Here is an 11,776-nt window from a genome sequence, read left to right as displayed (position 1 = left end):
CCCCCGGTGTCAAGCTGAACGCTCTATTACAATTATACCTCCCCGTCCAACCCCGGGTCGGCGGTTACGCTCGGCTCAAGATATTATTACACTTCCACGCCGGCGCTTTCATATATCACATTCGTGTCAAGCGGCAGCTTTTCGGGAACAGTGCCGTTAAACTATACCGCCCTGAGCCAAAACGGCACATCATATTCCGGCACGGTTTACATCACAGTAAGCGGAAGCGTTTCGGCATACTTTGACGACGTCACACAAAACTACGTCTGGGCGGCTGACGCAATAGATTACCTGTATAAACATAGCGTAGTCTCCGGCACAGATACGGACATCTTCAGTCCTGGCAGCAATATACGCCGCGGCGATTTCGTTTTGATGCTCGTTCGTGCATTCAGCCTCACCGCCACAGACGCAAAATGCAGCTTTACCGACGTTGCAAAGGGCAGTTATTATTATGATGCGATCGCAATATCCGAAAAGCTTGGCATAAGTCAGGGCAGCGGCGGAAAGTTTAACCCGATGGCAACTCTGACAAGGCAGGATGCCATGGTGCTTGTAAAGCGCACGCTCGACGTCGCAAATATAGACATCGCCGACGGCAGTGAAAGCGACCTCCGCGGTTTCACCGATAATTCAAGCATATCCGCCTATGCGAGAGACGCGGCGGCGGATCTCGTGAAGGCTGGCGTCATAATCGGCACAGACAATAAGCTCAATCCAAGCGGCTCCATCACCCGAGCAGAACTTGCCGTGATACTGTATCGCATCCTTTCGGCGTTTTAAATTAAAAGAGCGGGAAATCATTCCCGCTCCTAGACTGTTTAAAAAAGCACATGCACCGCAAAAGCGGTTACACAATAACTAACCAACATGCGCCCTGCTTACATACGTCAGGGCGCATGTTCTTTGTCTGCCTGTTATTTTTATCGTCTGCCCGCCAGAAAACCATACTGTCAACATCTAGAGGCTTTTTAAGGCAATTTATTTGCAGATATATCATCGTCGTGCCCACGTCCTTTTCTTTGACCGCCGAATAACTTATATATTAAGCGAGTTCCAAATGTATATAAAATAATGTAAACTATTAAATATATAAATAATGCCAGCAATGATGAAATATGTTTTGCTAATATATAGTTTCTAATTTCACGTGAAAAAAAGAAAGTAAGTCCAACCATTACAAAATAAAAAATAAAACGAAAAATTCTATATGGCTTTAATGCATTCCCTAGAATATTATAATAACAACATTTTGGGCAAGGAACCGCATTGTTGCCCATTTTCCATAAATTAAATTTTACGACATTTCCGCAATTAGGACATATAATATTCAACCTGCATTCACCCTTTACATTATTGCAAAATTCATTCAAGCGTTTTTACTTTTTAATTAAATCATAGAAGCCAATGTATTTATAACACTCACCAACATATATCATTATTGTATTTTCATCTCTTTTAACCAGAGAAATCCATGTTTCCGGACTCTCAGATGTCATTGTGTAAAACTCAATTGTAGTGCAGCCTGAAATATTATCCTCATCGTCAATGCGCCCATTGCAAAGCCATACTGCATTTCCAAAAGCGATATTAAAGTTATCCATTACCTTATTTACATCTTGTCTTTCTTTCTCTGTACATATAAAAGATTGTCCATTAAATTCAATTTTATCTTTACTGATTAATAGGCTTTTGCCGATGACATCGCTATCCTGATCCGGTAAATACCCTCTTTGAACTACTTCAGGTTTTCCAACTTGCCAAGTCCCAATAAAATCGCCCAGTTCATCTTCAATATCAATTTTTACATTTGCGGCTTGACTATGATTATTATCACTAATTTCTACAGGCTCGCTAGTTTCAGCATCTTTTATTTGCGACTGACAACTGCATAAAAAAGGCAATTGCAATAATAAAACTAATATTAATATTTTTCTTAACAAGCAAATCCCCCTTATTATGACCCAATTTAGAAACCATTAGATCTCAAAACGGAATCCCCAAGTGTCACATCATCTTTTCTTAATTCAGATACTGCTTTATTTCGTATGCCAAACAGATAATACCTTTCCGTCCTTTTTTCGAATTACAATATATGCAGTGCCGCCAAGTTGATTGTGCGGCAATTGCCCTTCTACGATCCAGACTTGATTTTTTTCATCAAACCGAACTATGAAAGGCTTCTCATTGTTTATCTCATTACCATATATTGAATGAAGAATCGTGTCCGCTGTTTTTCTCGCTGTTTCAGCATCTGGAATATATCCTCGTGCGGGAATCTCTCTATCCAGATGAATTGAATAATCCGAAATATTGCCAACTTTATAACTGGTTGAGTTTTTAGAAATATCTTTTATAAATATTAAGTACACTGCCATAATTAAGACTAAAACTATAATAACCCCTGGAGCGATATGTTTCATGAGAATACTCCTAAAATATTAATGTTCATCCGTGTCTTAATCATACAATTATTACACACTATTTTCATATAGATCCCTTTTTTATTTAATGAACTCTCACTAAATATATCACTGTAGTATCTAAACCCTTTGCAAATAAAGATTGTCACCTTTACCGATGCAGTTCGCTAATCTTCGTAATATCCATCATAGAATATTTCAAAAATAAACTCTGTTTCCTCTTTACTTTTTATAAATTCAACCGCCTCATCCCAGTTTTCTGTACTTTCATTAAAAATCAAACTATGAGTCATTGATGGCTGGATACCGTTTGACCTGATTCTAAACGCTTCGAGACGATATACATCCCGGTTTAGCTCTTTACACCGTTTAATTACTTTAATAGCAGATCGTGTGAAATACATCCATATATTTGAATGTATGATTGCCTCATCTAAGAACTCTTTTCGAATAGTATCATTTTGTATTTTTTCAAAATTCATAATTTGATCGCCTCAATCACTATTAAAATAATATCGATAAAATATTACTATCTTGGTGTATCTTATACGCTGCTTGGCCCTTGCTACTTCATTTATCTCTGTTTCTAATATCCATCATAGAATATTTCAAAAATAAACTCCGTATCCTCTTTACTTTTTATAAATTCAACCGCCTCATCCCAATGACCCAAATCCGCGTCTATAAAATCAATACTATGAGTTTGGGACGGCTGAATACCATTTGACCTGATTCTAAAAGCATCAATGCCATATATCTTGAGATTTAGCTCTTTACATCTTTTGATTACTTTAATAGCAGAACGTGTAAAATACATCCATATATTTGAATGTATGATTGCCTCGTCTAAGAACTCTTTTCGAATAGTATCATTTTGTATTGCTTCAAAATTCATTATTTGATCTCCTCACTAACAGTTAAAAAATGTGGATTAATACCATTCATTTTCCTATTTCCCCTAAGCGTTTCCCATTCCAACTATAAACATCATTCCCAAACAAATACACCTCTTTGCAATTCGTTCCTAAAAGTTCAAAGTTCTTATCTTTTTCATTAAATGCATAGACTTCTTCTTTATGATTTTTAATGTATATACCCTGATTTCCTTTAATAATATCGGAAAAATCTCCATCAATAGTACCGATGAGTTCATTTATATTGTTGGAGAGGTTAATTGAATAAATTTTGCTTTTCTTTGTATCATACATATAGGTTATATAGTAAAGTCCATCATCATCAACAGTAAAACAAGTGATACCTTTATTAGATGCAATTAATATTGTTAATTAGTTTTTAGTCCATATATTCTTATAAAGATTTTTAATAGATAATTCTGCAATGCCTTTTTCGTTTAGCGTTACTTCCCCATTATCATAGGCTTCAGATGGGAATACATAAAATGCAAAATCGTCTCCATCCCTATAATTTAATCCACTTGTACCGAATTCACTACTCTTATAGATTTTTTCTTTGTATTTTACAGTCATTTCCGCAGTCATGTCGGTTCTAAATGAATTATCGGTAACGGTCTCATGGTGAGCACCTGAAATTAATGTTGCACTATTTAGTGAATATTGTCCGGAGGACCTGAAGCCAATCCTATAACCGCCAGTATTTGAACTTCCAGTACTATCTATCCAACTTACATAAATTTTACTCTTACCATCATTATATAATTCTTTTCCAATATTACTTTTCAAATCGTCAAGATTAATAGAAATTGAATATTTATCTGGTATTAGATGACCTTCTGTATCATTAAATTCTTTTGTGTTGTTAGCAATATAAGCCATTCCATTAAACCATAGTCCAATAACTCCTGTAAACCATAAAATGAACATAATTATTGTAATCGCTGATATTAATATTATAGTTGTCGTAATCCTCATATTTTTCATGCTTCCACCCCTAATGCACCATTTTTTCGCTGATTTTACCGCTTGCTCGCTGTTTCAAATTTATTCTAATCCTGCTTTTTAATACAGACCTTTGCAATCCGGCGGGTAACATGCCTCATCTGTGTTCATTAATGGAATCTTATCTATTTTATAAATAAAAATTTTATTCTGGAGATCCCCTTGCTCAAAGTAAGAAAAGCCAATATATTTCCCTCTTGTTTTGAATTCCGGTTCTCTTAAGTTATACTTTAAATGCTCTAGCTTTTTCCCATAAGACAATGTCAATATTTCCTTATTAAAATCAACAGAAGGTAAGTCTATTGAATTAATTTTATCTATTTCAAGCAATTCTTCTTCTTTTCTTACAGGTATCCAAAAGCTATCTGGCTTATTTGTCATATCATAGTCTATTTGAGTGAAGTAATTTAACTTAACCTCCCGTTCACTGTTGCGATATTGAATTTCATCTATTGTACGATAAGAAAATTTGACTAGTATAAAAGCCGCAGCTATAACGATTACCCAAATCAACTTTTTATTCATGCTTACTCTCACGTTTCTTACCTCAGGCTTAGTTATATAATAAATCGTATAACCAGCGGCCAACATATTTGTTTTCGTGACTATAACGATCTCTTCTATAGTGATAGTACCAATTGCCTTCAATATTATACTTATGAAGTTTATTGGGACTATAGATTGCCCCTACCTCTGTGTCGTCGCCCATAATCCTCTGCTGAATCTGATATGTATGGTTTTCCTCAATAATAAAATCTGTAAACTTTAAAGTTTCAAAAATGTATTTTAAACATTGTAATAATTCAGCCGGGTATCCTTTGGACAGCTTGTAATCGTTAGTTATATTTTTAATATCTTCAGCATACATTCTGTCTGATATATAATACTTTTTTGAATAGGGATTAAGTTTTATGTCATCATAAAACTGCTCAAATATTTCAACACTTCTTTTGAAAACTTTATCATTTGATTTAAATACGGAAACAGTTTGCGCCCTGTTTACACACATAGCGCTATTGTTAATAGAATCTACTTTTTTATTAAAATTGACAATACCAAATATGCAAATTGTTATATAAACAATCAGTGCGCAAAAAACTGTAAATAAAAATTTATGTTTCATAGCTCACCTGTTAAATATCATATCGTAAAGCCGGTATACCAATTTGTTTTTGTGTGTACACATCCCATAGTTATGATTATAATAATACCTCCATTTATTTTTAGTGTAATCAAAAGTAATACCAAGCTCGATATCACTGAATTCAACAGGCTTGCACTGGTATATCATATGAGAACCGTCACCCTTGAAAATATTTGTCATTTTAAGTTTATCAATAAGGAATTTAATATCGTCTGAGGCTGAGCCGTCACCGAATTCTGCATCAACCTGTTTTAAACCGTAATTGCTGTTATACTGGAAAATTATATTTCCTTTATGTCCTTTCAAAGCCTCACCTATGTTATCAAATCGTTCTCTGTTTTGGTTAAACAGTGCCAAAACTGCTTTTTATTTGACAGATAAGGTGCATTTCCCTTTTCTATCATACTGAACTCATAGAATATGATCAAAACACAAAAACAAAAGAGAGATAAACCGCTGATTATAAAGATTAACCTTTTTCGCATAATTCTCGCCCTCTGCCTTCTGTCAAATATATATAAAACGCACAATATATTCCTATTATAAGGATACCAATTTAACTATTATCTGTCAATCCGCCCTACTAAAAAAGCAAGGCTTTTGCCTTGCTTTTTAACTTAACCAGTCAACCCCTTTAAACATTTTCTTAAGCAGTGACTTCTCATTCTCATTCAGCGTTTTTATTCCGCTGTATGCTGTGATGGCGCCGTCTTTTAACATCTTCTCTTTTCCGTTAATAAATAAACTATCAAATGTTGAATCAGATAAAATATATAATTTACTCGTGTTCGATTGGGTATCCGCAATTACAAAGACAGGCGTTTTACTCACCACACCCAATACATACAGGTATTTATCAATTTTTTTATATTTTTTAATTTCATCAACAAGACAAGCGCTGTATTTTTCATCAGATAATAATAACGAGTAACTGATTTTTGCTATTTGGAACTCCCCATCGCCATAAGAATGAACAGTATCTATGCCTGAGGAATATTTAATATTGTCGGCACTGCATGCGATAAGCAGCACCATCAATATCGCTATGTACATAAAAGATAAAAATGTTTCATAAGCAACTTGCCTCATCACTTACTCGGCACTAAATCCGCTATAACGTCCCTGGTTTGGAAATTATCGTTGTTGATACTGAGAACACTTAGTTTTGCGCCCTTTTTAAAACTGATATTTTTATATTGTTTTGGATAACTCTCATCAGTGCCCGGCCCTAGAGCCGCACATATCGCATTTCCGCAGCTAACAGAAACGTTGCCGGAAACTTCAACAACATCATAAACTCCTGCCGGAAAATCGGTGCCGGCTATATAATCGCCGCTTATAAGTTCAATTGTTTTTGTGTTAGGCTGATCCCTGGTTACAAGTTTTTCACTTGACGCTTTGTCAGTTTTCATTTTGATTGTAACAGAATGTACATTTAGCTTGCACCCTTCAGATATATAGAAGTTTAAATACTGTTTTTCATACGGTTTTTCTTCGCATACACCTATGGGGCCTCCAATGTGATCATGCGACCAGTCGTCTTTAAGTATAAAACCGTTACCTTTAACGGCTTCTATATCATAAATTCCAGTAGGAAAATCGACCCCGGCGGTATATGCCCCGCTGGAAAGCTCCGCTTCGTAATGCGTGTTATAAATCGATGACTGCTGTGCTTGTTCGCGGATCAAATCACCAATGCCGGCCGAGAATTTTGACGCCTCAAAGAATGTGTAAACAACTGCAACGCAGATTATTAGAATTATTTTTGATTTATTTTTCACGTCTTTACTCGATTTACGTCAGATTGACAACCTCAAGCTTATGCTCTTTTTATTGGCGTCAGGCTTGCTTTCTTCCATTTTTACAATTATATATGGTGCAAAATAGGATATTCCGAGAAACATCCGAAAGTATCACTCCGCATGAAATTATAGTCCCATTTATTATCCAACGGGCAAATCCCATTTTTTCAAGGGCGAAGTATAACGGATAAAAAATAATTACAGCTATAATAATTGGAATAAACAAATTAATAAATTTAATTGTTTTTATACTTTCAAAATTTATTTTAGCGTGGCAATAAGTACAGTTCGCCGTCAAATTTCGCCCTAATATTTTTGGAGTAAACTTTCTATTGCAATTATGACATATTATTTTCATTTTATCTGCCTCGCGAGTTTTTATAACTTTATTCTGGACTGACCTATTCGGCTTTTACAACGCCCCGCTCTAACCATACCAAATAAGTAATTATATGTCAATGCCTCTGCAACAAAAAAAGAGCGGTCACCCGCTCCTAAATTGTTTTTAATAATCGGAATTTGACAAGCGTCTTAGCAACTTCAAGCCCGGCAAAGGTGCCCAAAGTGTTCAAAATCAGGTCGTCAATCTCGGTAAGGCCAGTTCCGAATACGAACTGTGCGACCTCTATAGATAAAGACAGCACAAATCCCGCTAATATGATTTTCCACCCGCTCCACTTTGTCAGGATGCTTGCAAGAAAGCCCAGCGGCATAAACCATATTATGTTCCCTAAAAAGAGGTATAAAAAATACCCCAAACCGTTTTTCTTAAATGCCTCAAACAGCACTTTAAACGGAATATAATTGATTTTTCCGTTTACAAAAAGCCGTTCAATGCTGAAATTGCTTCGAAACACGGTTATTTTAAGAAGCGCAATAAGCCAAACAACAAAAATAAAAATACATATATTTTTCTTCATTTTAAATCCTTACGACTGCCTTTTACCTTTTACACATTTTCTGCCGAAGTGTCCCCGGTATGCACACTTTTCACATCCGACTGCTTGCTTGCGCTGACGAGTATATTGCCCTTTGCATCTGTTTCAATGAACTTTCTGCAGGTGACTTTGACCGTCAGCGGAAACAGATCCAGATCAAACTGAAAAAATTCTCCGCCCTTATTTTCAATATCACTGATTTCAATGCTCTGGGCAAAAAAGCATGGCTGCCCGGAGCTTAAGTTTCTCAGTTCCGGTTTTTTATAGCTCCATACATAATCCATACTGATATGATAACAGCTTAAAAATGAAAGATGAACGTAAGGCTCGGTACCTACGTCGCCGAGACTCAAAAATAGCTCGTCGCCGAAAAACCTGCTTGTGATTTCAAGAACTTTAAGATCGCAGAATCCCGCTTCGTATATGCTGTTCCTTAACTGCTTTCCATTCAATATATACCCCTCCTTACATCTGCCATTATACACCAGTTTTCCAGTATAATCAAATAAAACCCTATCATGTGATAGGGTTTTTTGATTGTAGTCTGCCAGCTATTCTTTTCCTTTAGCCGCTTTGTACTTATGATATAGAATATCCTTCAAAACAAGAACAATGTCAGTGTCGCTCATCCCGAACTCTTTTCCAAAGTCGTCGTACATTTTCGATATCCTGTCCCGATATGCGGCTATCCCCTCCATGCCCTGGTATGTCGCAAGAATGGGGTATTTTTTGCTCCATGCTCCCGTCCAGTCTATCTCGTCGACGATCGCCTCGATACTGGTAAGGTCACCGCCGATAACGCTTCCACTGATAAGATAATCATAGCTTACGCTGTAGAGCTCGCTTAAAAGCTTTGCCTTGTTGAGCTCTGGAACGGTCTGATCCGTCTCCCACTTGCTGACCGTCTGGCGTGACACGCCAAGCCTTTCGGCGACCTCTTCCTGCGACAGTCCTGCCTTTTTGCGGAGATCGAGTAACTTTTCACCCAATGACATAACATCACCTGCAAACTTTTATTCAAGTTAACTTGTAAGTTATACTATACCCGAAATCCCGCATTAATTCTACCAAGCAAAATTAGAATTTTGTCAACTGAACTTAACATAAACATCAAAATGAATATTTTCTCGCTGGATTGCCGGAAAAATCGGCAATGACAGCCTTTGCATCATTTAAATAAAAAACCTCGAACAGAGGGTTAGATGCAGTTTTATACTGTCCCTTAACAATTGGATTGTTCATGCATTCTTCTTTAACCGCCATATCGTTTTCAAACACCGCTTTGCCCTCGAGGCGAATCCACGCATAAGCCGGTGAAGAAACCGTTATCTCAACATATGGATTTGTTTGAAGCTGAGCATAGACGCTCTTTTTATTATTGGTGCAAAACCACAGTTTGCCCTCTTTTTCAAGGCAAAACATAAAAGGCCTGTTCTTCGGCCTGCCGTCAAGCCCTATTGTCGCCAGATACTGAACCGGGTTCGCATTTAAAAATTCCACTACTTCACTCATGATAAATTGACCTCCATTTAAATCTATTGCGCTTTTTTACTTGCAAGTTTATAATAGGTCCATACATAATGATTGTAAAGTAAGCACTTTAAAGTGCTATAGTATCCCTAATGATACCATTGGAGGAGAATATGATAAAAAACATACCGGCATGTCCTGTTGAAATGACGCTTCAGCTTATTGGAGACCGTTGGAAAGTGTTGATCATACGTGATTTGCTTTCGGGCACCAAACGGTTTGGCGAACTTAAAAAGTCGATCGGCAGCATAACGCAGAAAGTTTTGACGTCAAACCTGCGGGACATGGAAGAAAACGGGCTTTTGACACGTAAAGTTTATGCGGAGGTGCCGCCGAAGGTCGAATATACATTGACGGAAACCGGCTATAGCTTAAAACCTGTCCTAGACGCAATGGTCGCCTGGGGCTCCGCATTTAAGAAAAACATCTCTCAAAATTAATCCATAAAAAGGCTTTGAGTTTTCTCAAAGCCTTTTTTTATACAATTCTATTGACATCACTATATCAAGATGATATAGTGTATATAGACAGGAGGGAGATTAATGCCGCAAAAGAATACCACAGCTTATATCATACTTGGGCTTCTGGCGCATGAAGACTCAAGCGGATATGACCTTAAGAAAAAAATCGACGTAATGATTTCGCAGTTTTGGGACGTTGGGTATGGACAGCTTTATCCGACATTAAAAGTCCTCGAGAAAGAAGGCTCAATAAAAGGGGCGACTGTGCAGTCAGAAAAAGGTCCCGACCGAATCGTATATTCTATCACCGACGCCGGAAGGCAAAAGCTCACACAGTGGATGTCCCTTCCGCTTGAAAAAGAATATATAAGATACGAAATCCTGTTGAAATTGTTCTTCGGAAGCCTCAGCAATCCGGAGGACAACATAAGACGGATAGAAGCCTTTCAAAAACAGCACGAGGTAGATTACAAAATGATAAGCATGTTCAAATCAAACCTTGAGCGTGTATTTGGTGAAAACAAAGATCACCTTTATTATTACCTCACCGTGCTGTTCGGCGAACACATATATAAAGCCTATCTCGATTGGGCTTCGGAAGCGCTCTTGTTTATCCAAAAAAATATTATAAATAATGAAAGGGATGCTGATAATGAAACGCCAGAAAATTCGTAAATTTCTGCTATTGATCTCGTTTTTGCTTTTTCCAGCCACATTTTACTACCTGTCCCCCTACCTTATTCTAAGCGGCGGTTTTTCCGGTATAATATCGGGAAGCCTCATAATATTCGCAGTCCAGTTCATAACATCGCTGATTTTCGGAAGGGCATTCTGTGGATGGATCTGCCCCGCCGGATGCCTGCAGGACGGATGCTCGGAAGCCGTAAATAAAAAAGTGAGCAAAAAAGTGAACTGGATAAAATATCTGATCTGGTTTCCGTGGCTGCTCGCAATAGTCCTTGGTTTTGTCAAGGCGGGCGGCGTCAAAGGGGTAGACTTTTTCTATTTCACCGACCACGGCATATCGGCGGCAGGGGTAGTTGGCTACATTAACTACTTTTTTGTCGTAGGACTTATTATAATCGTTTCGCTTCTCGTCGGAAGAAGGGGCATGTGCCACACGCTCTGCTGGATGGCGCCCTTTATGATACTGGGCACAAAGATCAAAAACCGTCTTAGAATTCCATCTCTCCGGCTGAAGGCAACGCCTGACAAATGCTCTGGCTGCGGACTGTGCACAAAAAACTGCCCGATGAGCCTTGACGTTAAAGAAATGGTGCAGGAAAACGATATGCGCAATGACGAATGTATCCTTTGCGGTGAATGCGCAGATAACTGCGCCAAAAAAGCCATAAGGCTCACATTCAAAAGGTAAATAGTAAAGGCAAACCCTTTTTTGAGGGTTTGCCTTTTAATATTATATAGATTTATTCTACGATAGCTCCGGTGCTGCCCGAGGTCACGCTTTTGGCGTACCTTGCAAGGTATCCCTTCTTGATTCTGGGTTCTGCCGGCTTCCACTCTTTTCTGCGTTTTTCAAGCTCTTCATCACTCACATTGAT

The 11,776-nt window shown here is 37.6% G+C and carries 20 protein-coding genes; 4 read left to right on the top strand and 16 right to left on the bottom strand.

What is annotated here, in order from left to right; genetic code table 11:
• The first annotated feature begins 123 nt into the window (after positions 1-123).
• On the top strand, positions 124-783 hold the full coding sequence (locus Q8865_09465) for an S-layer homology domain-containing protein (GenBank protein MDP4153647.1): 660 nt from the start codon (positions 124-126) through the stop codon (positions 781-783).
• A 596-nt stretch (positions 784-1,379) separates the two neighbouring features.
• On the opposite strand, the gene Q8865_09460 is transcribed toward Q8865_09465, so the two are convergent.
• From Q8865_09460 to Q8865_09390, 15 genes are all read right to left on the bottom strand, one after another.
• Positions 1,380-1,943, bottom strand: coding sequence for a hypothetical protein (locus Q8865_09460; protein MDP4153646.1), 564 nt, complete (start codon positions 1,941-1,943; stop codon positions 1,380-1,382).
• 96 nt (positions 1,944-2,039) lie between these two features.
• Positions 2,040-2,423: an NTF2 fold immunity protein gene (locus Q8865_09455; protein MDP4153645.1), complete on the bottom strand. Its 384-nt coding sequence runs from the start codon at positions 2,421-2,423 to the stop codon at positions 2,040-2,042.
• 167 nt (positions 2,424-2,590) lie between these two features.
• Positions 2,591-2,905, bottom strand: a complete 315-nt coding sequence (locus tag Q8865_09450; protein ID MDP4153644.1) for a hypothetical protein — start codon at positions 2,903-2,905, stop codon at positions 2,591-2,593.
• 104 nt (positions 2,906-3,009) lie between these two features.
• Complete coding sequence (locus Q8865_09445) at positions 3,010-3,318, bottom strand: hypothetical protein (protein MDP4153643.1); 309 nt, start codon at positions 3,316-3,318, stop codon at positions 3,010-3,012.
• 46 nt (positions 3,319-3,364) lie between these two features.
• A complete protein-coding gene (locus tag Q8865_09440; protein MDP4153642.1) occupies positions 3,365-3,631 on the bottom strand; it encodes a hypothetical protein in 267 nt (88 codons plus the stop codon).
• A 78-nt stretch (positions 3,632-3,709) separates the two neighbouring features.
• Positions 3,710-4,321 carry a hypothetical protein gene (locus Q8865_09435; protein ID MDP4153641.1) on the bottom strand — a complete coding sequence of 204 codons (612 nt, stop codon included), beginning with the start codon at positions 4,319-4,321 and terminating at the stop codon, positions 3,710-3,712.
• A 78-nt stretch (positions 4,322-4,399) separates the two neighbouring features.
• Positions 4,400-4,864: a hypothetical protein gene (locus Q8865_09430; protein ID MDP4153640.1), complete on the bottom strand. Its 465-nt coding sequence runs from the start codon at positions 4,862-4,864 to the stop codon at positions 4,400-4,402.
• Positions 4,865-4,892: 28 nt separating this feature from the next.
• The gene (locus tag Q8865_09425) at positions 4,893-5,348 is read right to left on the bottom strand and encodes a hypothetical protein (GenBank protein MDP4153639.1); all 456 of its coding nucleotides are present in this window, start codon (positions 5,346-5,348) and stop codon (positions 4,893-4,895) included.
• 117 nt (positions 5,349-5,465) lie between these two features.
• Positions 5,466-5,840: a hypothetical protein gene (locus Q8865_09420; GenBank protein MDP4153638.1), complete on the bottom strand. Its 375-nt coding sequence runs from the start codon at positions 5,838-5,840 to the stop codon at positions 5,466-5,468.
• Between the two features lie 255 nt (positions 5,841-6,095).
• The gene (locus tag Q8865_09415) at positions 6,096-6,572 is read right to left on the bottom strand and encodes a hypothetical protein (protein ID MDP4153637.1); all 477 of its coding nucleotides are present in this window, start codon (positions 6,570-6,572) and stop codon (positions 6,096-6,098) included.
• Positions 6,572-7,264: a hypothetical protein gene (locus Q8865_09410; GenBank protein MDP4153636.1), complete on the bottom strand. Its 693-nt coding sequence runs from the start codon at positions 7,262-7,264 to the stop codon at positions 6,572-6,574. Before Q8865_09410 ends, Q8865_09415 begins: the two co-directional genes overlap by 1 nt.
• Before the next feature lie 515 nt (positions 7,265-7,779).
• Entirely contained in the window at positions 7,780-8,205 is a 426-nt protein-coding gene (locus tag Q8865_09405; protein MDP4153635.1) for a VanZ family protein, read from the bottom strand.
• A gap of 29 nt (positions 8,206-8,234) precedes the next feature.
• The gene (locus Q8865_09400; protein MDP4153634.1) at positions 8,235-8,675 is read right to left on the bottom strand and encodes a hypothetical protein; all 441 of its coding nucleotides are present in this window, start codon (positions 8,673-8,675) and stop codon (positions 8,235-8,237) included.
• 99 nt (positions 8,676-8,774) lie between these two features.
• On the bottom strand, positions 8,775-9,218 hold the full coding sequence (locus tag Q8865_09395) for a helix-turn-helix transcriptional regulator (protein MDP4153633.1): 444 nt from the start codon (positions 9,216-9,218) through the stop codon (positions 8,775-8,777).
• A 115-nt stretch (positions 9,219-9,333) separates the two neighbouring features.
• The gene (locus Q8865_09390; GenBank protein MDP4153632.1) at positions 9,334-9,735 is read right to left on the bottom strand and encodes a pyridoxamine 5'-phosphate oxidase family protein; all 402 of its coding nucleotides are present in this window, start codon (positions 9,733-9,735) and stop codon (positions 9,334-9,336) included.
• A gap of 131 nt (positions 9,736-9,866) precedes the next feature.
• Between Q8865_09390 and Q8865_09385 the strand changes: the two genes are divergently transcribed.
• The 3 genes from Q8865_09385 (at position 9,867) to Q8865_09375 (ending at position 11,589) form a co-directional block, all read left to right on the top strand.
• Complete coding sequence (locus Q8865_09385) at positions 9,867-10,193, top strand: helix-turn-helix domain-containing protein (protein MDP4153631.1); 327 nt, start codon at positions 9,867-9,869, stop codon at positions 10,191-10,193.
• 102 nt (positions 10,194-10,295) lie between these two features.
• A complete protein-coding gene (locus Q8865_09380; protein ID MDP4153630.1) occupies positions 10,296-10,889 on the top strand; it encodes a PadR family transcriptional regulator in 594 nt (197 codons plus the stop codon).
• Positions 10,867-11,589, top strand: a complete 723-nt coding sequence (locus Q8865_09375) for a 4Fe-4S binding protein (GenBank protein MDP4153629.1) — start codon at positions 10,867-10,869, stop codon at positions 11,587-11,589. Before Q8865_09380 ends, Q8865_09375 begins: the two co-directional genes overlap by 23 nt.
• Before the next feature lie 52 nt (positions 11,590-11,641).
• Here Q8865_09375 and Q8865_09370 read toward each other — a convergent pair.
• Positions 11,642-11,776 (bottom strand): dihydroxy-acid dehydratase (locus Q8865_09370; GenBank protein ID MDP4153628.1); only part of this gene is annotated, 135 nt, incomplete at its 5' end.

The sequence above is a fragment of the Bacillota bacterium genome (assembly GCA_030705925.1).
Taxonomy (GTDB): domain Bacteria; phylum Bacillota; class Clostridia; order Oscillospirales; family Feifaniaceae; genus JAUZPM01.
This window is presented reverse-complemented; position numbering and strand designations above follow the sequence as displayed.

Bases quoted from the DNA above. Each gene is read 5' to 3' on its own strand.
- Q8865_09455 (MDP4153645.1), bottom strand. From the start codon at position 2,423: ATGAAACATATCGCTCCAGGGGTTATTATAGTTTTAGTCTTAATTATG.
- Q8865_09450 (MDP4153644.1), bottom strand. From the start codon at position 2,905: ATGAATTTTGAAAAAATACAAAATGATACTATTCGAAAAGAGTTCTTA.
- Q8865_09445 (MDP4153643.1), bottom strand. From the start codon at position 3,318: ATGAATTTTGAAGCAATACAAAATGATACTATTCGAAAAGAGTTCTTA.
- Q8865_09440 (MDP4153642.1), bottom strand. From the start codon at position 3,631: ATGTATGATACAAAGAAAAGCAAAATTTATTCAATTAACCTCTCCAAC.
- Q8865_09435 (MDP4153641.1), bottom strand. From the start codon at position 4,321: ATGAAAAATATGAGGATTACGACAACTATAATATTAATATCAGCGATT.
- Q8865_09430 (MDP4153640.1), bottom strand. From the start codon at position 4,864: ATGAATAAAAAGTTGATTTGGGTAATCGTTATAGCTGCGGCTTTTATA.
- Q8865_09425 (MDP4153639.1), bottom strand. From the start codon at position 5,348: ATGTGTGTAAACAGGGCGCAAACTGTTTCCGTATTTAAATCAAATGAT.
- Q8865_09415 (MDP4153637.1), bottom strand. From the start codon at position 6,572: ATGAGGCAAGTTGCTTATGAAACATTTTTATCTTTTATGTACATAGCG.
- Q8865_09405 (MDP4153635.1), bottom strand. From the start codon at position 8,205: ATGAAGAAAAATATATGTATTTTTATTTTTGTTGTTTGGCTTATTGCG.
- Q8865_09395 (MDP4153633.1), bottom strand. From the start codon at position 9,218: ATGTCATTGGGTGAAAAGTTACTCGATCTCCGCAAAAAGGCAGGACTG.
- Q8865_09390 (MDP4153632.1), bottom strand. From the start codon at position 9,735: ATGAGTGAAGTAGTGGAATTTTTAAATGCGAACCCGGTTCAGTATCTG.
- Q8865_09385 (MDP4153631.1), top strand. From the start codon at position 9,867: ATGATAAAAAACATACCGGCATGTCCTGTTGAAATGACGCTTCAGCTT.
- Q8865_09380 (MDP4153630.1), top strand. From the start codon at position 10,296: ATGCCGCAAAAGAATACCACAGCTTATATCATACTTGGGCTTCTGGCG.
- Q8865_09375 (MDP4153629.1), top strand. From the start codon at position 10,867: ATGAAACGCCAGAAAATTCGTAAATTTCTGCTATTGATCTCGTTTTTG.